15 protein-coding genes are annotated in these 18,712 nt (G+C 57.9%); 14 read left to right on the top strand and 1 reads right to left on the bottom strand.

Annotated features, from left to right (window positions below; genetic code table 11):
• Positions 1-106 precede the first annotated feature (106 nt).
• From AC50YL_RS15505 to AC50YL_RS15460, 10 genes are all read left to right on the top strand, one after another.
• Positions 107-646, top strand: coding sequence for an NAD(P)H-dependent oxidoreductase (locus AC50YL_RS15505; protein ID WP_494833099.1), 540 nt, complete (start codon positions 107-109; stop codon positions 644-646).
• Positions 643-1,275: a DsbA family oxidoreductase gene (locus tag AC50YL_RS15500; RefSeq protein WP_494833098.1), complete on the top strand. Its 633-nt coding sequence runs from the start codon at positions 643-645 to the stop codon at positions 1,273-1,275. The genes AC50YL_RS15505 and AC50YL_RS15500 overlap by 4 nt, the downstream gene beginning before the upstream one ends.
• A gap of 118 nt (positions 1,276-1,393) precedes the next feature.
• Positions 1,394-1,648, top strand: coding sequence for a tautomerase family protein (locus tag AC50YL_RS15495; protein WP_494833097.1), 255 nt, complete (start codon positions 1,394-1,396; stop codon positions 1,646-1,648).
• Positions 1,645-2,715, top strand: coding sequence for an NAD(P)H-dependent flavin oxidoreductase (locus AC50YL_RS15490; protein WP_494833096.1), 1,071 nt, complete (start codon positions 1,645-1,647; stop codon positions 2,713-2,715). Before AC50YL_RS15495 ends, AC50YL_RS15490 begins: the two co-directional genes overlap by 4 nt.
• Positions 2,716-2,952: 237 nt before the next feature.
• Positions 2,953-4,968 carry a beta-galactosidase gene (locus tag AC50YL_RS15485; RefSeq protein WP_494833095.1) on the top strand — a complete coding sequence of 672 codons (2,016 nt, stop codon included), beginning with the start codon at positions 2,953-2,955 and terminating at the stop codon, positions 4,966-4,968.
• Between the two features lie 226 nt (positions 4,969-5,194).
• A complete protein-coding gene (locus tag AC50YL_RS15480; protein WP_494833094.1) occupies positions 5,195-6,157 on the top strand; it encodes an ABC transporter permease in 963 nt (320 codons plus the stop codon).
• 35 nt (positions 6,158-6,192) lie between these two features.
• Entirely contained in the window at positions 6,193-7,083 is an 891-nt protein-coding gene (locus AC50YL_RS15475; protein WP_494833093.1) for a carbohydrate ABC transporter permease, read from the top strand.
• A gap of 93 nt (positions 7,084-7,176) precedes the next feature.
• Complete coding sequence (locus tag AC50YL_RS15470) at positions 7,177-8,916, top strand: type 2 periplasmic-binding domain-containing protein (RefSeq protein WP_494833092.1); 1,740 nt, start codon at positions 7,177-7,179, stop codon at positions 8,914-8,916.
• Between the two features lie 132 nt (positions 8,917-9,048).
• Entirely contained in the window at positions 9,049-10,851 is a 1,803-nt protein-coding gene (locus AC50YL_RS15465; RefSeq protein ID WP_494833091.1) for a cache domain-containing sensor histidine kinase, read from the top strand.
• Positions 10,844-12,433: a response regulator gene (locus tag AC50YL_RS15460; protein ID WP_494833090.1), complete on the top strand. Its 1,590-nt coding sequence runs from the start codon at positions 10,844-10,846 to the stop codon at positions 12,431-12,433. The genes AC50YL_RS15465 and AC50YL_RS15460 overlap by 8 nt, the downstream gene beginning before the upstream one ends.
• A gap of 193 nt (positions 12,434-12,626) precedes the next feature.
• Here the strand turns inward: AC50YL_RS15460 and AC50YL_RS15455 are convergent, their stop codons facing one another.
• The gene (locus tag AC50YL_RS15455; RefSeq protein ID WP_494833089.1) at positions 12,627-13,766 is read right to left on the bottom strand and encodes a GntR family transcriptional regulator; all 1,140 of its coding nucleotides are present in this window, start codon (positions 13,764-13,766) and stop codon (positions 12,627-12,629) included.
• A 276-nt stretch (positions 13,767-14,042) separates the two neighbouring features.
• Here AC50YL_RS15455 and AC50YL_RS15450 point away from each other — a divergent pair, with 276 nt between their 5' ends.
• The 4 genes from AC50YL_RS15450 to AC50YL_RS15435 are packed head-to-tail and all read left to right on the top strand — an operon-like array spanning position 14,043 to position 18,546.
• Positions 14,043-15,335 carry a glycoside hydrolase family 125 protein gene (locus AC50YL_RS15450; RefSeq protein ID WP_494833088.1) on the top strand — a complete coding sequence of 431 codons (1,293 nt, stop codon included), beginning with the start codon at positions 14,043-14,045 and terminating at the stop codon, positions 15,333-15,335.
• A gap of 50 nt (positions 15,336-15,385) precedes the next feature.
• A complete protein-coding gene (locus tag AC50YL_RS15445; RefSeq protein ID WP_494833087.1) occupies positions 15,386-16,288 on the top strand; it encodes a carbohydrate ABC transporter permease in 903 nt (300 codons plus the stop codon).
• A 13-nt stretch (positions 16,289-16,301) separates the two neighbouring features.
• Positions 16,302-17,180 (top strand): carbohydrate ABC transporter permease, encoded by an 879-nt coding sequence (locus AC50YL_RS15440; protein ID WP_494833086.1) that lies wholly within the window; start codon positions 16,302-16,304, stop codon positions 17,178-17,180.
• Positions 17,181-17,199: 19 nt separating this feature from the next.
• Positions 17,200-18,546 carry an ABC transporter substrate-binding protein gene (locus AC50YL_RS15435; RefSeq protein ID WP_494833085.1) on the top strand — a complete coding sequence of 449 codons (1,347 nt, stop codon included), beginning with the start codon at positions 17,200-17,202 and terminating at the stop codon, positions 18,544-18,546.
• Positions 18,547-18,712: the final 166 nt, after the last annotated feature.

Raw genomic sequence — 18,712 nt, 5'->3', positions numbered from 1 at the left:
TTTTTAACGAAAAATTCTATCTTTTAATAGGTAGACAAGAGACGCGCGACGTTTTTGAAACGATTCCGAAATTCAAAAAAAACCAACATGAATGGAGACCATTAAAATGAAAACACTAGTCATCGTTACCCATCCGAACATCGAAGCATCCAACTGGAATCAAGCATGGGTGAAAGCCGCGCGCGAGCAAGGCGATATCACCGTCCATGAACTGCACAAGGCGTATCCCGACGAAAATATCGACGTTGCCGCGGAGCAGCGCTTGATCGAGGCGCATGACCGGATTATTTTCCAATATCCGCTGTACTGGTACAGCACGCCGCCGCTGCTCAAGAAATGGTTCGATGCCGTGCTGCTGTACGGCTGGGCTTACGGTCCGGAAGGCGATAAAACGGCGGGCAAAGAAATCGGCGTCGCGATCTCGACTTACGGCACGGAAGAATCGTACCAAGCAACCGGATCCAACGGACCGCTGGACGAAATTTTGCGGCCGATTCAGGCGCTTGCCCGTTTCATCAGCGCCAAATACCTGCCCCACTTCGCGCTGAACGATACCTCGAACGTGACGCCGGAACGTTTGGCGAAGAGCAGCGCCGACTACGTGCATTACCTCAAGACGGTACAACCGGTCGGTGCGGCGCAATGAAGAACCTGACCGTCGACGTCTACATGGACACGAGCTGTCCCTGGTGCCGGATGGGCACGACGAGCTTGTTGGCCGCGATCGAGCAATTGCCGCCGGACGCGAAGGCCACGGTCCGCTGGCATGCCTTTCAGCTGAATCCCGGGATTCGCCCCGAAGGGGAAGACTACGGCCGGGTCATGATCGGCAAGTTAGGCGGGGCCGCGCAATTCGAGGCCAGGAAGAAGCAGTACAATCAATACGGGGAAAACTACGGCCTTACTTATCATATGGAACGCGTGAAGTACACGCCTAATACCGTCCTGTCGCATCAGCTTATCGCGATCGCGCCGGAGCAGCTGCAGGCGCCATTGATCCAACGGATCTACACGGCGTATTTCGAAGAAGGTCTCGACATCGGCGACGCGGACGTGTTGGCGGAGATCGGAGGCGCGGTCTTGGGTACCGATGCGGCCGAGCTGAAAGCGCGGTTGACGCAAGGCGAAGGGATCGACAAGGTGGAAGCGGGACAGCGCGATGCCGAGCTGCTCGGTATCCGGGGCGTTCCGTACTACGTCATTAACGGGAAGGTCAGTTTATCCGGGCTTCAGCCGCCCGATGAACTGATGAGATGGATGGTGCAATCCGCTTGAATTTTTCCCGAAAAGGATTACGCCGATAACAGCGGAAACGGCGATAACGGGCGGCTTTCCGGGGAAATGTAAATGTAAACCGACAAACCCTATCCTACTTGAACGGGAGTGACTCACGATGCCGATCGTTACGATTCAAGTGACCCGCGAGGGCACGACGCCGGACCGTCAATCCGTCACGGCGGAGGAAAAAGCGGCACTGATCAAAGGCGCGAGCGAACTGCTGCGCGACGTGCTGAACAAGCCCCTCGAATCCACCTTCGTGGTGATCGAAGAGGTGGACACCGATAATTGGGGTTGGGGCGGGCTGCCCGCCCTGGAGTACCGCGGGCAGCTGGCCGCCAAGAAGAAGGAAGCACGGGAAGAAGCATGAAGCTCGATACGGAAATTTGCCGCATTTTCGGAATTCGCTATCCCGTCTTCCTGGCCGGCATGGCAGGAGGACCCGGCACCGTCCGCTTGGCCGCGGCGGTATCCAACGCCGGGGGGCTGGGCACGCTGGGTGCCGCTTACATGGAGCCGGAAGCGATACGCGCCGCGATCCGGGAACTTCGCGGGTTAACGAGCGCGCCCTTCGGCGTGAATCTATTCGCGCTGCGGGCCGCGGACGACAATGCGAGAACCGGGGAAGTCCAGCGGGAGCTGAACGGCATGCGGCAGCGGCTCGGGATTCCGCAGGCTGCGGGAGAAGACGTGCATACGCCGGATTATTTCGATCGGCAGGCGGCCGTGCTGTTGGAAGAGCGGGTTCCGGTGATCAGCACGGCGTTTGGCGTCCTTCCCGCGCCTCTGCTCGAGCAGGCGAAAGCCGCGGGCATTCGAATCGTCGCCATGGCGACGACGGTGAACGAAGCGCTCCTGGCCGAACGGGCGGGAAGCGATGCGATCGTGGCGCAGGGCAGCGAGGCCGGCGGGCATCGCGGGACGTTCGATATCTCGGATCGTCCCATGGGGGCCAATATCGGCACGATGGCGCTGGTGCCCCAGATCGTCGACAGCGTGCGCATCCCGGTTATCGCGGCCGGCGGGATCATGGACGGCCGCGGGCTCGTCGCCGCGCTTGCGCTCGGCGCGCAGGGCGTGCAGCTGGGGACGCGCTTCCTGACCTCGCTCGAATCCGGAGCGCATCCGTCGTATCAGGAACGATTGCTCTCGAGCACGGAGGAGAGCACGGTGATCACGAACGCGTTCTCGGGCCGCCCGGCCCGAGGGGTAGCGAACGCGTTTATCCAAGCCTGGGAGAAGAGCGGACTCGAACCGCTTCCGTTCCCGACGCAAAATTCCGCGACCCGGGATATCCGTAACGCCGCGGCGCAGCAGAGCAATTCCGACTATATGTCGTTGTGGGCCGGGCAAGGCTTGCGCATGCTGACCGGCGGCCAAGGCGCGGCGCACATCATGGCGGAAATCATCCGTCAGGCGGAAGCGCTGCTTCGGTAGCGTTGGTCTCCTAACGACATCTAAATACCTTTCTGAGAAACCGCCGTTCTTTGGCGGTTTTTTTCATTGGCCCCGTTCGATGAACGAACGGACCTTCCATGCGAACGAACGGAGAAGGGGCAAACATGTCTCGTTTGACGGGTGAAAGGAGCGTTATCGAAGCTTACCCCGGCAGCGCTGCTTCGCTATAATTCCGAGTACGCAAGTTTATTCTGGCGATTTCGGGAGGAAACGCAAATGCTGTTCGGAGCTTGTTATTACCCGGAGCACTGGGTAAGGGAAAGATGGGAAACCGATGCCCGAATGATGAAGGAAGCGGGCTTTAACGTCGTTCGGATGGCGGAGTTCGCGTGGATCAAGATGGAACCCGCGGAAGGCGAGTTCGACTTCGGGTGGCTGGACGAAGCGATCGGTCTGTTCAGCCGTTACGGCATACGAACGATTCTGGGTACGCCTACGGCCGGGCCGCCGAAGTGGCTGCTCGACCTTTACCCGGATATTTACCAGCGGGATTATCAAGGGCATGTCCGCGGTTTCGGAACGAGGCGCAGCTATTGCGCGAACAATGCGACTTACCGTGCGTATACCCGCAGGGTCGTGACGGAGATGGCCGGGCGATACGGCACCAATCCCGACATCATCGGTTGGCAGATCGACAACGAGCTCGGCGCGATCGACACCGCGCGCTGTTATTGCGACAGCTGCAAAACGGCGTTCGTCGTATGGCTGAAACGGCGATACGGGACGCTCGAATGCTTGAACGAGGCATGGGGCACGATTTTCTCCAGCCAGCTGTTCACGGCATGGGAGCAAGTGCATTTGCCGGCATATTCCGTCCACCAGGGGCATAATCCCGGACTCGCGCTGGATTTCCGGCGGTTCTCTTCCGACTCGGTCCGCGACTACCAAGCGCTGCAAATCGGGATCCTTCGCGAGCATTGCTTGCCGGTTCAGCCGATTACGACGAATCTGATGGGCAGCTTCAACGACCTCGACTATTACGACCTGTCCGCAGATCTCGATCTCGTCTCGCTGGATATCTATCCGATCATGAAAAAGGTGCCCGAGGAACGCCCTTTTCGGACCGGGATCAACCATGACGCGATGCGCGGGCTGAAGGGCATGAATTATTGGGTGCTCGAGCATCAGAGCGGCACGCCGTGCACCTATGCATTCTCGCCGACGCCGAAGCCGGGAGAGCTTCGGCGCTGGACGTATCAATCCATCGCGCGCGGAGCGGACGCGATCGTCTATTTCCGTTGGCGGACGTTAACGTACGCGCTGGAGGAATTTTGGCATGGCATTCTGCAGCATCACGGCAAGCCGGGCAGGAAATACGGGGAGGTTCGGCAAGTCGGCGAGGAGCTGGCCCGGTTGGCGCCGAAGTTGGCCGGAACGACCGTACGCTCGAAGGTCGCGATCGTGAAATGTTTCCACAACGAATGGGCATTCGAAATCCAGCCGCATGCGAGCGGATTCGTCTATAAAGATCATTTGGCGGATTATTATCGTTATTTTCACGATCGCAACATCCAAGTCGACGTCATCTCCCCGGATTCGGACGGATTCGGCGGCTACGATCTGCTTATCGTGCCGAACTTCATGATGGCCAAGGACGCGGCCGTCCAGGCGATTCACGACTATGTGCGCGAGGGCGGCACCGTCGTGATGGATTTTCGCGCCGGCGCCAAAGAATGGAATAACCGGATGCTGCCGGAGATCCTGCCGGGTCCGTTCGCGGGCTTGCTCGGCATCGAAGTCGACGATTACGGCATTATCGAGCCCGAGCATCCGGTCGGGCTGGCGTTCGCGGAAGAGACCGGACGAGAGCCGGCAGCGGGCCAAGCCGCGACGTGGTACGACGTCGTCGAATTGAAGGGGGCGTCGGCAATTATCCGGTTTACGAACGACTACTTCGCGGGCTGTCCCGCGGTTACCCGCAATGATTACGGCGCGGGCAGCGCCTATTATATCGGAACGGAGCTTGACCGCGCGACGTTGAACGCGTTGTTCGACGGCATAAGCGAAGCTGCCTTGTTGACGCCCGTGCTGTCCTCCCTGCCGAAGGGAGTCGAGGCGGTTCGGCGCGAGGGCGACGACGGGCGGGAGTTGATCTTCGTGATCAATCACAACGAATGCGGAGTCGCGCTATCGCTGGAGGACGGATACGTCGATCTGCTCACGGACCATGCGATCGGCGGTATCGCGAATTTGGCGCCTAACGGCGTATTCGTGTTGGAACGGACACTATAAACGCTTTCTTTCGAAGAACCGCCGTCGGCATGCCCGCCTGGCGGTTTCCCTCTGTCGGAGGATCGCCGCGGGGGTATTCGGCGCGCTCGCCGCATCGCGATGCTGCGCGTTCAGTTGCTTTTTATCGGGTGACGATCACCCGTTTGTCGGGTTGTTGGTCCGCTGCTCCCCCCGCATAATTAAACCATCAAGCAATGCCGCAAGCGTTACTCGAAAGGAGCTTATCATGGCAAAACCCGCCCCCCGACTTGATTCCTTGCCTATGGGTGTTCGCAATGCTTCCTCCTTCGGAAGCAGGCTGCGCAAGCAATACCAGCTGCTTCTGATGTCCGTTCCGTTCGTGCTGATCGTCGTGCTGTTCTCGTACGGGCCGTTGTGGGGATGGATCATGGCATTCGAGAAGTACAAAGTGGCCAAGGGCTTATGGCACAGCCCGTTCGTCGGATTCGACAATTTCAAGCTGCTGTTCGAGGATCCGCAATTTTTTAACGCGCTGCGCAATACGGTCGTCATGGGCGTGCTTAATCTCGTCACCGGCTTTTTCGGGGCGATCGCGCTGGCGCTGATGCTGAACGAGGTTAGGAACCGCTTGTTCAAGCGATCGATCCAGACGATCACGTACATTCCGCATTTCGTCTCCTGGGTCGTGATTGCCAATATTTTCGCGACGCTGCTTTCGCCGGACGGCGGCGTGGTGAACGCGCTGCTCCTGAAGCTCGGAATCGTGAACGAACCGATTTACTTTCTCGGCAAAGCGGATCTGTTCTGGTGGATCCATACGGCGGCCAACTTCTGGAAGGAGCTGGGGTGGAACACGATTATCTACCTGGCGGTGCTTGCCGGCCTTAATCCGGAGCATTACGAGGCGGCGGAAGTCGACGGCGCCAAACGCTGGCAGAAGATGCGGTACATCTCCATCCCCGGCATTATGCCGACCGCGATCCTGCTCCTGATCATGTCCGTGGGCTGGATCGTCCAGAGCGGCTACGAATCGCAGTTTCTGCTCGGCAATCCCGTCGTCATCGACCGTTCGGAAGTGCTCGACCTGTACGCCTTGAAATACTCGACGAGCATCGGCGACTATTCGTACGGCGTGGCGGTAAGCATGTTCAAATCGCTCGTCAGCATCGCGATGGTCGTGGCCGTTAACTTCATCGCGAACCGAACGACCCGCAACCGGCTGTTCTAAGTTACAAGTCATGCAAGATTGGAGCGTGAGACGAAATGGCGCATAGCCGCACATGGGGAGATTACTTGTTCCGGACGACGAATTATACGCTGCTGCTCGCGATGGGAATCGTTACGCTGTTCCCTTTTCTCAACTTATTGGCGATATCCCTGAACGACGCGCAGGATACGCTGAAAGGCACGATCTACCTCTGGCCCCGGATATTCACGATGCAGAATTACGAAACGATCTTCGCCAACGGCAACCTGGCCATGGCGGCCGTGCGTTCCGTCATCCGGACGGTGCTCGGAGCCGGACTGGGCGTCATCAGCACGGCGATGCTCGCCTACGCGTTAAGCCGCAAAGAATTCATGTTCCGCAAGTCATTCAATCTCGTCCTCATCGTCACGATGTACGTAAACGGCGGTTTGATTCCGTTCTATCTGCTCGTGAAGAACATTCATTTGATCAACCATGCGGCCGTATATATTCTGCCTACGTTGATCGGCGTATTCAACGTCATTATCATGCGCAGCTATTTCGAGTCGCTCCCGGACGGCATCGTGGAGTCGGCCCGGATCGACGGCGCGTCGGACTTCCAGATCTTGTTCCGGATCGTCATGCAGATCAGCATGCCGGTCATGTCCACCGTGACGCTGTACGTCGCCGTGGCGCATTGGAATTCCTGGTTCGATAATTACTTGTACGCCAGCCGCAACCCGAATTTGAACCTCCTGCAATTCGAGCTTCAGAAAATACTGATCGGTTCCGTTAACCAAGTGTTCAATCCGAACATGCATATCGACGGCTCGGACGCCCGCAGGACGAACCCCGAGACGATCCGGGCGGCGATGACCGTGATCGTGACCGTGCCGATCCTGCTCGTCTATCCTTTCCTGCAGCGATATTTCGTCAAAGGGATGACGTTCGCCGCGATGAAAGAGTAGCCCGGGACGATCGAATGTCCCGCCCAAACCCGATATCGCCGGAGCTTTCATCCCGATGATATAATACAAATAACCAAATGAGAGGGTGTCACAATGACCAACGGAAAATGGAGGCAAGGTGCCGCGTGGGCCGTCGTTTCGCTGCTGCTTGCATCCGCGATCGCAGGCTGCTCGAACGGAAATAACGGAAATAACCCGGCTCCGGCAAACTCGGACACGACAAACGCCGACAAGCCTGCCGATTCTGGCGGCAACGCCGACGCAAGCCCGCCGGCAAGCCGGATTTCCGAGCCGATTACGTACAGCATGAACACGTCCAACGAAAAATTGACCGGGGACACGCCGATTTCGAAAGCGGTTGCAGAAAAGACGGGCGTCTCGTTCAAGTACGATTTGGTCGTAGGCGACGAGACTCAGAAAGAAGACCTCTGGCTGGCGGCCGGCGATTATCCGGACGTCCTGGCCATGGGCCCGGCCGAAGTTCAGAAATACAAAGACGGCGACGCGATCATCCCGCTTAACGATCTTATCGATCAGTACGGTCCTCACATCAAAGAAAAATTCGGCGAGTTCTACAACCTGATGAAAGACGCGGACGGCAAGATCTGGTCGATCTACGGCGTCAACAAGAGCCGCGAAGCCAAAGCCGACGCCTCCGCCAACTTCATCGTGCAATACGACGTCCTGAAAGAAGCAGGCTATCCGGAGATCAGGACGCTGGATCAGCTGTACGACATCATTAAAGCGTACAAAGACAAACATCCGACGATCGACGGCAAAGAAACGATCGGCTTCTCCGGCGCGATGACGGGCTGGCAGGTCAATATCGAGTACAATAACCCGATCATCAGCGCGTCCGGATTGCCGGATCACGGGAATTTCCGGATCGACGACGCCGGCGGCGTGCAGTACAACCCGGTCAGCGACGACGCCAAGACGTACTATCAATTTCTGAACAAATTGTATACGAACGGGCTTTACGACAAGGAAGCGTTCTCGCAGGACGATTTGGGCAAGAAGCTGTCGCAGGGACGCGTGCTGGCGGCATACGCTCCGGCATGGATGCTCGGCAGCGTCGAGACGCAATTCCGCGCCGACGGCCACCCGGAGCGCGCTTATGCGCACCTGCCGATCCAGTTCACGGACAGCACGGTGGACAACACGAACACGGTCGTGCCGATCTTCTCGGGAAGCCTGCAATGGGCGATCACGAAATCGGCCAAAAATCCGGAACGGTTGATCCAGCTTATCGACTATCTGTTTTCGGACGAAGGTCAAATCTTGACCCAGTGGGGCATCGAAGGCACGCATTACGACGTCGTGAACGGCGTGCGCACGCTCAAGCCCGAAGTGATCGAGAAAATCAAAACGGATCCGGATTACAAAGTGAAAGAAGGCTTCGAAACCGAGGGGACGGGAAGCGGCTTCTGGTTTAACGTCGGAGACGGGGCCAAGTTGGCCGACGGGGATTACGCGACGCCGCTCACCAAAGATTACGTGCTCAATACGTACGACGACATGACCAAGGAAGTGCTGGCGAAGTACGGCAAGCAAGTCTGGGCCGATTTCCTTCCGCCGGCCACGGTGTTGCCGGGTTACTTGTGGAACCTGACGCCTCCGGACGACGTGCAGCTGCAATCCAAGAAGATCGAAGAAGCGTGGAAGAAATATTTGCCGAAGCTCGTCATGGCCAAGGACGGAACGGCGTTCGACGGAGCATGGGACGATATGAAATCCACGATGGACAAAGCCGGACTCGCGGACGTCAACGCATCGTATACGAAGCTATGGGCGGATTTCAACGCGAAGTTCAAGGCGACGATCGGCGAGTAAGGCGATAAGCTCCTTGTCCCCGTATTCTTTTGGGGGCAAGGAGTCTATTGATTTTAACTCGGCAACGCCGATGGCGCATTTGGGCGGGCCGGCGAATACGAGCAGGATATCCCGAAGGACGAGGTCGCGAACATGAAAATCAGAACGAAGCTCATTCTCGCCAATTTATTCATCATCTTGTTTCTGTTGGGCTCCTTGACCTACCTGCTCTTGCAGCGCAGCAGCAAGCTCGTCTACGACTACGTCATCGAGAATGCGACCTTGTCCTTGTCCCAAACGAGTCAAAATCTGGACAACAAGCTGGAGTCGTACGAAGAAATCGCCAATACGCTGTTTCTGAATACGAACATCAACCTCATCCTCGATCAGCGGTACGCCGATCAATTGGAAGCTTACGAGGTGTATGCCCAGCAATTTCAGCCGTTCATATCGGCCGTCCGGCAGACGAAGGATATCGCCAACGTGAAGGTGTATACCGACAATCCCACGTTTACGTTCGCGAACGTGACCGTGATCGATGAAGAGGTGCGCGACAGCGATTGGTACAGGGAGGCGATGGACAACAAGAAAGGCGGCTATTGGACCGCGCCGTACTTGAGCGATCCCGTTCATGACATGGATCCCGTCGTGAGCATCCGCAAGCGGCTCAATAACGTCGACCATAATTCGCCGAGCGTCGTGAACCTGGAAATCAAGCTGAGCAAGTTCAAGGATTTGATCCGGCAAGAAAGCAAAAACAAACGAATCTTGTTCACGCTCGCGGACGGGACCGTGATGATCGACAGCGGCGCGGGAAGCGAGCGGTTGGCTTCGTTGGCGGGTTTGCCCTTCGGCGATCGGATTCTCGAAAGCGCGAACGGCAGCTTCCGCGCCGAGGCGGACGGGAAAGCCTATCAAGTATTGTTCCAGACGCTCGAATCGCGCAGCATCGTTAGAGGGATGAAAGTGATCGCGCTTATGCCGGTCGGCGAATTAACGCCCAAAATCAATCAGCTTCGCGCGATTTCTTACGTGCTGTTCGGGGCGGCCTTCTTGATCTCCGCGATCCTGATCGGAACGATCACCTTCGGCATGACGCGCAGATTATCCGAGTTATCGATTAAGATGAAACGCGTCCACAAGGACAATTTCCAAAGCTTCGTCGTCGTCAAAGGCAAGGACGAAGTCGCCCAGCTTGGAGAGATGTACAATCTGATGGTCAAGCGGCTCGGACAGCTGATCAGCGAGGTCTACCAGTCGGAGATCGATCGCAAAGAGCAGGCATACCGAACGAAGGAAGTGGAGCTGTACGCGCTGCAGACGCAGATCAATCCGCATTTTCTGTTCAACGTGCTGAATATGATTCGGGGCAAGCTGCTCATCGCCGGGGAACGGGATACGGCGAAGGTCGTCGGGCTGCTTGCCAAATCGTTCCGCATGATGCTCAAGAACGACGGGCAAATGACCCGGCTCGCCGAAGAGATCGAATTCGTCGACAATTACTTGCAAATTCAACAGTATCGCTTCGGGCATAAGTTTACCTATTCCATCGACATGCCCGAAGATCGGCGCGACGTTTCCATACCGAAGCTGATCGTTCAGCCGCTCGCGGAGAACGCGATCTCGCACGGCATCGAGCTCAATCCGGAGCAATCCCGAATTTGGATCACCGGAGCGATCATCGGGGAACGGCTCGTGCTCACGGTCGGAGACGACGGGCTCGGCATCGCGCAGGAACGGTTGGCCGAGATCGAACGATGGCTAGCGGAGAAGGATTCGCTCGTGAACGATCATCATATCGGGCTGCGCAACGTGCATGCGAGATTGAAATATTTGTACGGCGAGGAGTTCGGCATCAAGATTAACAGCGCCGAAGGGGCGGGAACGACCGTGACGATGGCGATCCCGCTGCGGCGCGCCGAGACGGGCGGGAACAGGAGGAATTTCGATGTATGAGGTGTTGATCGTCGATGACGAGCCGCTCGCCAGGCAATCCCTTCAATACTTGATCGATTGGCAGGACTTCGGCTTCCGAATTACGGGGGAAGCGGAAGACGGGGAAAAAGCGTTGGAGCTGATGCGGCAGCGCCATTTCTCCCTCGTCCTGACGGATATTCGAATGCCGACCATGAACGGGCTCGAATTTATCGAGCGGCTGAGGCGGTTCTCGGATGCCGACGTCGTCATCCTGAGCGGGTACGAGGATTTCGATTATGCCAGGCAAGGATTGAAGCTGGGCGTGAACGATTACTTGTTGAAGCCGGTCGACGAGGACGACCTCGCCGAAGCGCTTCGCCGGATCGGCGCGTCGATATCCGAGCGGCAGCTGCTGCGCAGGCAGCATGATCTCGGCTTAACCGCGCTAAGGGATCAATTCCTCAGAAAGCTGACGCACGGACCTTTGCCGGCGCGGGAGCTGGAGGAACAGACCCGGCTTCTGAACCTGCGTCTCGATGCGGACCGTTATCGTTGCCTCGTCGTGGAGATGGATTTTCTGTCCGCGGACGACGGCAAGCTGACGGAACGGGATATCGAGCTCAAATGCTACGCGGTGCGCAACGTATTGGAAGAATTGTGCGGCGGTAAAGGGTATGTCTTCGAGGATACCGATGAACGCTACGGGCTGCTCTTATTCGAAAGCGGCGGCACGGCGGCAAGAAGCGACGGCTCGCCGCACGCGTTCGCGGAGGAGATCGGAGAGGCCGTGCGGGTCAATGTCAAAGAGACGGTAAGCATCGGATTGGGCCCGGCCGCGGGCAGCGTGCACGGCGTTCATCATGCGTACGACTCCGCGGAGAAAGCGTTGGACGCGAAGTTCCTAAGCGGCAACGGCTCGATTCTGAGCCCGATAAGCGTCGACGAAAGCGAGGCGGAGACCCCGGAATTTCAAGCCCTTAAAGAAGCGGTATTCGAGGCGATCGAAAACCAAAGGGAAGCGGAGGTAAAGGAAGCGCTTAGGCGGCTGTGGGAGTGCTGCAAATCCAGCGGCCTTCGCGGGAACCGGATTCGCGCCGCCGTCTTGGAGATGCTCGTCCAGCTGCTGCAGCTCGCGAAATCCCATGGCGCGAACGCGGAGCAGCTGTTCCATCACGACCACGGCGATTACGACCGGGTGATGAGGATGAAGACGATCGACGAGCTGTTCGCGTTCGCCGACTTGAAATGCATCGGCGTGTTGCTGCTGCTGCATCGCCTGAAGAACATGCAGCCGAACTCCGTCGTCGGCACGGTCAAGAGAATCGTGCAGGAACAGTATCATACGAACGTCAGCCTCCGTACCGTCGCCGGGCAAGTATATTTGAACCCGAACTATTTGGGCAAAGTGTTTAAAGCCGGCACGGATCAGTCCTTTAACGAGTATTTGCTGCAAGTGCGAATGGAGAAGGCCAAGGAACTGCTGCTGCGCACGGACAAGAAGGTGTACGAGATCGCGCTTGCGGTCGGGTACGGAGAGCTGGATTGGTTCTATAAACGGTTCAAATCCTATGCAGGCATCAGCGCCGGCGAATTCAGGGGACGGTACGCGAAAGGCGGATAGACGACAGCCTTCGGCGCCGTCAGGCGACGCGGCGGGGGCTTCGGCTTCCGAGATTCGCAGACGCTGGAGCATGAGGACGGTCCTAGGAACGCGCATATTCATTTTGAACACAAAAGCCCTCTCTTCGGAGAGGGCTTTTATCGTTGAACCCGGAAACTTGGAGCGACATGATGCCGAAGCCGGCATGCCCGCCTTAAGTCGTCGAATCCCCTTGCACGATCTCGTACGCGACGAGATGGTTGAGCTCGAACGGCTTGCCGGCCCATTGGTCGTGCAGCAGGTCGACCGCCTTCTCGCCCATGGCATGCTCGTTCTGCCGGACGTGGGTGAACAAATGCTTGCCGAACGGATCAACCGGGGAGTCGAAGCAGACGATCTGGCAATCCTCCGGAATCCGCTTGCCCATGGAGAGCAGCACTTCCCGGAGCACGAGGGCCAGGTTGTATTCCAAGGCCACGAAGGCCGTCAGCTCCGGATTAAGCTCGACGAACCGCCGGACCGTCGCGATATCCGCCTGAATGTTCGTCTCCTCGAAGGAGCGGGGCAGAGAGCTGTACAGGTTCGTCATGATATGCTGCGGCTTGACGGTCTTGCCGCTCTCGATCAAGGCCTCGGTGAAGCCCGCGATCCGGTCCTCGATCGTGGACGTGTTCTCCGCGGGCGGCGAGATGAAGCCGATATGGTCGTGGCCCCGCTCGAGCAGGTGCTTGGTGAGATCGAACGCCGCCCGTTGATTGTCCGTGTAGACCGCGCAGGCCGCGATGCCTTTCAAGTAGCGGTCGATGAATACGAGCGGGAATTTATCCAGCACGAGCCGCAGCAGGGCGGTGTTGTAGTGCTCGCCGTGCACGGGGAAGATGACGAAGCCGTCGACGCCCAGGTCGATGAACGACTGGATGGCGGATTCTTCTTCCTCGCGGCTGTCGTAAGTCAGCTTCATCAGCATCCGTCCGTTCGTGGAGGAGCAGCGCTCCTCGACGCCGTGAATGAGCCGCAGCCCGTAAGAATCGGCAAAATCGGGCAAAATCAACCCCACCAGCCGCCAGGGTTCCGCCTGGGGAGCATCGGCGCGATCCGGCGCCTCGGTACGGAGCGCGGCGGCATGGTCGGGACCGCTTGCGGGATTGGCGACGAACGAGCCTTTGCCTCTGACCCGTTCCGCAAGCCGGTTGTTCGACAGCATTTCCAGCGCCTTCTTGGAGGTAATCCGGCTGACGCCGAACTGGTCCGCGAGCTCATGCTCCGAGGGAAGGCGATCCCCGCTTTTCAATTCGCCGTCCATGATTTTTTGGTATAAGTGGTTGTAAATCTGCTCGTACAAGGGTGCGTTCATAGGTGGCGATCATCCTTTAAATATTGATATATCAACTATACATGACGAAAATCGCGATGGCAACAGGAAGTTGGCTGTTCTATAGGAGAAATGACCCGATTTGCCTTCATTTCCGGTATATTAGTGAAGCTAGGCGCATTGTCGAGCGAAAATTGTTCGCATACAAGTTGATATACTTTATGAAAATTTTAATTAAGATATTATGTTGACATTACATATTTATGGTTGATATACTAATTTTGGAATCAGACGAAGAACGAGAAAAGGAGCGCATACATGTACAACGCGGTCTATCGAAAAATCGAGGAAATCGCTTCCTCTCTCCAGCAAGTCGACCCCGGCCTGGCCGAGCTTTTTCGCGGCTGCTACCCCAACACCCTGGAAACAACCGTCGAACTTCTGGGCGACGGCACCTCGTTCGTCATCACGGGCGACATTCCGGCAATGTGGCTGCGCGATTCCTCGGCGCAGATTCGTCCTTACGTGGATCTGGCGGGCGAAGACGAGGATCTCCGAAGGCTGATTCGCGGCGTCGTTCATCGGCAGGCCAGGTACCTTGCGCTGGACCCTTATGCAAACGCATTCAATAAGGAATCGAACGGTCATGGGCACACGGGGGATCGTCCATCGAAGGGACCTTGGGTGTGGGAACGCAAATTCGAGCTGGATTCGCTCTGCTACCCGGTGCAGCTATGCGCGCAGTATTGGGAGGCGACCGGCGACCGGAGCGTGTTCAACGAAGACGTTCACCGGATGTTCCGGGCGATCGTCGACGTCATGAAGACGGAACAGCATCACGACCGGGATTCGGACTATACGTTCGAACGGTCCGATTGTCCCCCTTCGGATACGCTTCCGTTCGGAGGCAGGGGAACGCGGACCAATTTTACCGGGATGGTATGGTCCGGCTTCCGTCCAAGCGACGACGCCTGCACCTACGGCTATCTGATCCCGTCCAATATGTTCGCCGTCGTCGTCCTGAAGAAGCTGGCCGGTTTGGCTGCGGATATGTATGCGGATTACGCCTTATTTGAAAGCGCTTCCATATTGGCGGCGGAAATCGAATTCGGCATCGAAACCTACGGCAAGGTCATTCACCCCGAATACGGCACGATGTATGCCTACGAGACGGACGGCTTCGGCAACCGCAATCTGATGGACGATGCCAACGTGCCGAGCCTGCTTTCCATCCCTTATCTGGGGTACCGGCCCGCGGACGATCCGATCTACCGGAACACCCGTGCATTCGTGCTGAGTCCCGCCAATCCCAGTTATTATGCGGGAATCGCGGCATGCGGCATCGGCAGTCCTCATACGCCGAGCGGTCACATATGGCCGATCGCCCTGATCATGCAGGGGCTGACCTCGAACGATCCCGGCGAGCGGGAAGCGCTGATCCGCATGCTCGCCTCCACGACGGGCGGCACCGGATTCATGCACGAGAGCTTTCACGCCGACGACTCTGGGACGTTCACGCGGGAGTGGTTCGCCTGGGCGAACAGCCTGTTCGGCGAGTTCGTCTGCCGGTGGGTCGAAGGTCGGGAAGCCGCTCTGCCGGCTCGGCCGTAAACGCGATTACAAGGCCATAACTCGTACGATTGGAAAGGAGGAAGCAACTCGTGAACGCGAATGTTCGAAAACGGGATTATTGGAGCTGGATCAAAGGCTATCTGCACATATTGCCTTCCATCATCGGCTTCGGCGTGTTCGTGGCTTATCCGCTCGTCATGTCCGTGTACTACGCGATGACGGATTGGAACGGATATAACAAGCCCAAATTCGTGGGCTTCGATAATTTCCACTATTTGTTTACCGTGGATCCGGTGTTTTGGAAAGCGATCCGCATTACGTTCTACTACGTGCTCATCAACGTGCCGGCTTCCCTCGCCTTAGGGCTGATGCTGGCCATGCTGCTGAACCGCAAGCTTCCGGCGATCAAGTTTTTCCGCACGGCCTTTTACCTGCCGACCGTGCTGCCGATGATCGCCACGCTGACCTTATGGAAATTCATCTATCATCCGCAGTACGGCTTGGCCAACCACGTGCTGCACCTGTTCGGCGCGAATCCCGTGAATTGGCTGGGAAGCGAGCGGCTGGCGCTGATGTCCGTCATTATCGCCGGCTTGTGGCAGGTCGGGGGAGGCATGATCATTTTCCTCAGCGGGCTGCAATCCGTGCCGCAGGATCTCTACGAAGCCGCGGAAGTGGACGGCGCCAGGGGATGGATCGTATTCCGCAGCGTCACGCTTCCGATGATCACGCCGATTCTGTTCCTGCAGCTGATTCTGGGCATTATCGGGGCGTTCCAGTCGTTTGCCCAGGTGCAGGTCATGACCGCCGGCGGGCCCAATAACGCGACCGCGCTGCTGAACTTCAAGATCTACTCCGACGTGTTCGGGCAGCGCATGTTCGGCTACGGCATCGCGGAGGTCTGGATCCTATTCCTGATCATCATGGTGTTCACCGTGGTCACGTACCGGTATTCCAACCGGTTCGTCCATTACGAGAACGACAATCGATAAGGGGGCGCCTGTTTTGAAAACGGTTTATTCGACCCAGACGGTCCGCTATGCGACGCGGCGAAGCAAAATCCGCAAGACGGACGTGTTCCGCATGCTGGTACTGCTGGCGGGAACGGTCGCGATGCTGTATCCGCTGCTGTGGGTGGTCACGATCGCGCTGAAAGGCAGCAACGATATCTTCTCCACGACGCCCGATTGGTTCCCGAAGGAATTCCATTTCGAGAACTTCGTCAAAGGAACGGAGCAGATCCATTTCTGGCGTACCTTCGGCAATTCGATCTTCATCGCGATCGTCAGCACGATCGGTCAGGTGGCCAGCTCCATCCTGGTCGGCTACGGGCTGTCGCGCCTGCGCTTTCCCGGGCGGAAGCTCTGGTTCTCCTGCTTCGTCGGCAGCCTCATGCTGCCCGGGTTCGTCGGCTTGGTGCCGGTCTTCCATCTATTCTCCGCGCTCGGCTGGTACAACACCTGGCTGCCGCTGATCGTGCCGGCTTATTTCGGGAATCCGACGTTCACGTTCCTGTTCATCCAATTTCTCGGCACCATACCCAAATCGTTCGACGAAGCGGCCAAAATGGACGGCGCGGGCGACCGCCAGATCCTGTGGCGCATCCTGGTGCCGATGGCCATGCCGGTCGTGATCACGATCATCATTTTCTCGTTCAACGGCGCATGGAACCAGTACCTGGAACCGCTCATCTACGTGGTCGATCAGAGCAAATGGACCTTGTCGGTGGCGCTCGCCTCCTTCGCGTCCAATTGGACGACGCAGTGGAATTATTTCATGGCCGCGGATCTTATCTACATGCTGCCGATGCTCATCGTGTTCTTCTTGGGCCAAAAGTATTTTATGCAGGGTCTCGGGTCGGTCAATTCCGCCGGCTTGAAATAAAACATTGGGAGGGTCAACTATGAAAGCGGTTAAATTCGGTACGGTACCGGCAGCGCTGCTGCTCGTGGGCGGCATGCTGGCAGGCTGCGGCGGGAACGGGGACAACGGCGGCGGCACGGGCAACGCGGGGAACGGGAACGGAGCAGGCGGTTCGGGGAACGGCGCGGGCGCGGAGAAGGTCGAAGTCACGCTCATGACATGGGAATCGCAGGACATGAACAACCGGATCATGGAAGCGATGAAACCGTTCGAGGAGCAAAATCCGGGCATTACCGTCAAGCTGCTGCCGGCTCCGCTCAGCGATTACGGCGTGAAGCTGAACGGCATGATCGCGGCCAAGCAAGCGCCGGATATCTTCGAATTGGGCAACGACATGATGCTGCAGGACCAAGCGCAAAACCTGCTGTACGACTGGACGTCCCAGGCCGACGCGGACCAGGAATTCATGAACGGCTTTTATCCGGGCGTGACGGACAGCTGGCATGTCGACGGCAAAGTTTACGGCCTGCCCGGCCTCTTGAATACGTACGGCATCTTCTACAATAAGAAGCTGTTCCAGGACGCGGGCCTTCCGGAGCCGAAGCCGGGCTGGACGTACGACGATTTCTTCGCCGCGATGGAGAAGCTGGCCTCCAAGAAGGGCGGCGTTCAGCAATACGGCTACTATGGGCGTCCGGATCCGTTCATGGTGTCGACGTATTCCGTATCCGCCGGCGGGGCGCCGTTTGCCGACTCCATCGTCAATCCGACGAAAGTGGAGGTCAGCGCGCCGTTCGTCGAGCTCGTGACCCGGTACCAGAAAGCGATCGCGGACGGCGCGATGAATCCGCCGACCTTCGATCTGACCAACGTCATGGGGCCGTTCAAGGACGGCAAGGTGCCCATGACGTACCAAGGCCAATGGATTGCCGACGATCTGATCCGCAACGCGCCGGATCTGCAGTGGGGCTTCGCCCCGATGCCGACCAAGAACGCGCAATCCGAGATCTACGATGCCGTCGGTTGGGCCAGCCCGGCCAGCATCAAGCATCCGGACGCCGTGTGGAAGGTGCTGAAGTACCTCGACTCGACGATGTACCAGCAGGTGCTGCCGCAGACGCCGGTGGCGCCGTCCGCTTACCAAGCCTCTGCCTCCGCCTACTATGACGCGCTGAAGAAGGCGGGCCATCAGGATTTGGCCGACGCGATCGACTACATTTTGAAATCGCCGGACACCCAGCCGATCCGCTTCCTGCCTTCCTGGGCGGGCAAAGCCAACCCGTTCATCGACACGGTGTGGAACAACGTGCTGAGCGGCAAAGGCGGCGAGAAGGAACTGCAGGGCATGGCCGACAAGATCAACGCCGTCATTCAAGCGGCGAAATAAGCGGCTGTCCAGTCTGCGTCTACTGCGCCGGGAACGCCGTTTGGACCGCCCGCCGATCCCGGCACGGGCGGCCCCGGCGGCGCTCCCGCTCACCTAGGAGCCGACAGTACTGCCGTTGTCCGGCTCCTGTTGTCCTATGCGAATCCCGTGCAACCTAACCGAATGG

The sequence above is a fragment of the Paenibacillus sp. J22P277 genome (genome assembly GCF_059383675.1).
This window is presented reverse-complemented; position numbering and strand designations above follow the sequence as displayed.

Bases quoted from the DNA above. Each gene is read 5' to 3' on its own strand.
- AC50YL_RS15505 (WP_494833099.1), top strand. From the start codon at position 107: ATGAAAACACTAGTCATCGTTACCCATCCGAACATCGAAGCATCCAAC.
- AC50YL_RS15500 (WP_494833098.1), top strand. From the start codon at position 643: ATGAAGAACCTGACCGTCGACGTCTACATGGACACGAGCTGTCCCTGG.
- AC50YL_RS15495 (WP_494833097.1), top strand. From the start codon at position 1,394: ATGCCGATCGTTACGATTCAAGTGACCCGCGAGGGCACGACGCCGGAC.
- AC50YL_RS15490 (WP_494833096.1), top strand. From the start codon at position 1,645: ATGAAGCTCGATACGGAAATTTGCCGCATTTTCGGAATTCGCTATCCC.
- AC50YL_RS15485 (WP_494833095.1), top strand. From the start codon at position 2,953: ATGCTGTTCGGAGCTTGTTATTACCCGGAGCACTGGGTAAGGGAAAGA.
- AC50YL_RS15480 (WP_494833094.1), top strand. From the start codon at position 5,195: ATGGCAAAACCCGCCCCCCGACTTGATTCCTTGCCTATGGGTGTTCGC.
- AC50YL_RS15475 (WP_494833093.1), top strand. From the start codon at position 6,193: ATGGCGCATAGCCGCACATGGGGAGATTACTTGTTCCGGACGACGAAT.
- AC50YL_RS15470 (WP_494833092.1), top strand. From the start codon at position 7,177: ATGACCAACGGAAAATGGAGGCAAGGTGCCGCGTGGGCCGTCGTTTCG.
- AC50YL_RS15465 (WP_494833091.1), top strand. From the start codon at position 9,049: ATGAAAATCAGAACGAAGCTCATTCTCGCCAATTTATTCATCATCTTG.
- AC50YL_RS15460 (WP_494833090.1), top strand. From the start codon at position 10,844: ATGTATGAGGTGTTGATCGTCGATGACGAGCCGCTCGCCAGGCAATCC.
- AC50YL_RS15455 (WP_494833089.1), bottom strand. From the start codon at position 13,766: ATGAACGCACCCTTGTACGAGCAGATTTACAACCACTTATACCAAAAA.
- AC50YL_RS15450 (WP_494833088.1), top strand. From the start codon at position 14,043: ATGTACAACGCGGTCTATCGAAAAATCGAGGAAATCGCTTCCTCTCTC.
- AC50YL_RS15435 (WP_494833085.1), top strand. From the start codon at position 17,200: ATGAAAGCGGTTAAATTCGGTACGGTACCGGCAGCGCTGCTGCTCGTG.